This window comes from Halobacteriovorax sp., assembly GCF_041587335.1.
In the GTDB taxonomy this organism is placed as follows: Bacteria; Bdellovibrionota; Bacteriovoracia; order Bacteriovoracales; family Bacteriovoracaceae; genus Halobacteriovorax.
The window spans coordinates 1-2393 of the sequence record NZ_JBFGYP010000247.1; the positions used below are offsets into that span (position 1 = coordinate 1).

Consider the following 2393-nt stretch of genomic DNA (forward strand, 5'->3'; position numbering starts at 1 on the left):
CTCTTAAAACTAAGGAGAGTTAGGTTATAATTTATAATCATGAATTATAAATTCTTCTTAAATGAATATTTTCAACTAAGAAGGGAGAGTGTTATGAGCGAAATCTTTATATATATAGACTATGTAGGTACCGTCGTTTTTTCAATCACAGGTTCTATTATTGCAGGTAAGGCCAAGTTTGATTTTTTTGGAATGCTTTTTCTCGCTTTTTTAACTGCTGTTGGCGGTGGAACGGTGAGAGACCTTATTATTTCAGACACTGTTTTTTGGACTTTGAAGCCTGTTTATTTATATCTAATATTTGGGGCAACTCTCTCTACATTCTTTCTCATTAAGGTCTATGAGAAATACTATAGACTACTTTTATTCTTTGATACGTTAGGAGTAGGTACCTTTGTTGTCATAGGGACTCATCAAGCTCTTAGGCTAGGCTTTAACAATGAGACCGCATTTATCATGGGGACAATGACAGCTGTTCTTGGAGGTATTCTAAGATCTAGTTTCAGTAAGGAGTTTTCAATTCTTTTAAATAAGGAGCTCTACGCAACTGTTGCTGCTTTAGCTTCAATCCTTTTTATCACTCTCAGTCATTCCAATATAGATATTAATTACTGTGCTGTTATCACTATCGTAACTACATTTATCCTAAGATACGGATCAAGAAGATTTAAGATTTATCTTCCCGTTCTTAAGGACTAGAATTCGGAGTCAAGAATACCATTTTCTATTTCATATTCTATTTTTTCTTTTTTTTGTGAAATTTTTTTTCCTTTCTTCATGACTCTATCTATTCAATAAGCATCAATTTGCTGCGTTTGCAGTTATGCTTTTTATAGATAAAAAATAGAAATATTTTAATAAGGAGTTTAAATGAAGAGGTTTAGTTTTCTTTTGTGTTTAGGTTTATTTGCAGCAAGTTCGGCTCACGCTTCTATGTGTAGCTATGAAGACAATAGAGTTCCTAGTGATGAGAATAGAGTAGGTAGAGCGACTGCTAGATTCAATCCTACTCATACTAAGAGAGGAAAATGTACTGTTGCTCTTGTTGGGAAGACTTGTTTTGTGACTTCTGGAGTTTGCGGACAAATTGCTGAGTATGTCGAATTTAAGGTTCCAGGAAGTATTGATGGTATTCCACAAGAAAGTGAGAAGAATGACTTCTATTACATTGATCCAAACTCAGTCGTTTACAGTGGGGAGATTACTGCAAAGGGTGGAATAGGAAAGCATTGGGGAGTAGGAGAGTTCTTAGTTAATCAAGAAACAAAACTCTACCCAGGAGAAGCATATGGACACTTCAACTTTCCAGAGAAGAAGTCTAAGAAAGGAATCGATATTTCTGTTTATCAATTTGGAAATACTGACAATAGTCGCTACGGTGTAACTTCCGGACTAGAAGGCCCAAATCCTTTTGGATCTGAACTTCACTACGCACTATCTTCGACAGAAGCAAAACTTGTTAAGTCTGGAATATTTTTACTTCCAGGAATAATGGAGCACAACGGAGATACAAATACAGGGTCTTCAGGAGCACCACTAATTGACAAGGCCACAGATGAAGTTATTGGAGTTAACACTCATGGTGGTTGTGACAGTACAGCAAGAGGGCGAAAAACTAATAGTGCAACATCTCTAGTTGGAAATAAGAAATTTTATAAGGCCGTACGAAGATGTCTCTCTAGAGAGCAAATGCTTATAGATATTAGAGATCAACTCTATAACATGTAGATATCCCATAAAATGACACTCCGTGATGCTATTTTTATAGCGTTTAGGGGTGTCATCCTTTGTTCGGCCCTAAGCTCTTTAAAGAATGGGGTAAATCTTGTATATTAGTACCAAAATTGAGGTACAAATATGACTAATGAAAATAGAATAGACTTTATTGAAAATGTTTTAGCAAATATGCCATCTGACTGGGTGAAGTTAACTACACACCGCTTAGATATATATAATGAAAAAAGAGCAAAGACTGAGTTTTTAGAGAAGTTCTCTAGTCTTAGAACTGTTGGTGTTAAAGACTTAGAAAGTGAGCTAGCAAGCTTGCCAACTGCTTTTGACTATATTCGCTTAGGTCATCCTTTGTCTTGTATCTTAGAATGGGTTGTTGCTGAGTCAAAAAGCCTCTCCGTAGAGAATGTGATTTCATTTGCATCTAATAGTATGCCAATCCTTGCCATTCTTAGAAAGAATTTACTAGAAAATATAAATACTCAAATTGTATATATAAATGAGTTACCTCAGAGCTTCGATGCTGAAGTTTTAAGAAGTGTTTATGGATATAACTTTGATGTTTTAAAAGTAGATAATATTCATGATATTTCTAAGTTTGATGGAAGCACTATTTTTCTAACAAACTTTGATCACGTTTCTCCTCTTGAATTAATTAGTGA

At 34.9% G+C, this 2393-nt stretch carries 2 protein-coding genes and 1 pseudogene; all 3 read left to right on the forward strand.

All coding sequences use genetic code 11. The features are described 5' to 3' along the window. Nucleotides 1-93: 93 nt before the first annotated feature. Nucleotides 94-699: a trimeric intracellular cation channel family protein gene (locus ABX784_RS16960; protein ID WP_372656249.1), complete on the forward strand. Its 606-nt coding sequence runs from the start codon at nucleotides 94-96 to the stop codon at nucleotides 697-699. A gap of 171 nt (nucleotides 700-870) precedes the next feature. Beyond that, nucleotides 871-1728, forward strand: a complete 858-nt coding sequence (locus tag ABX784_RS16965; RefSeq protein WP_372656250.1) for a hypothetical protein — start codon at nucleotides 871-873, stop codon at nucleotides 1726-1728. A 129-nt stretch (nucleotides 1729-1857) separates the two neighbouring features. Beyond that, nucleotides 1858-2393, forward strand: a pseudogene (locus tag ABX784_RS16970) (cystathionine beta-synthase); the annotation flags it as partial.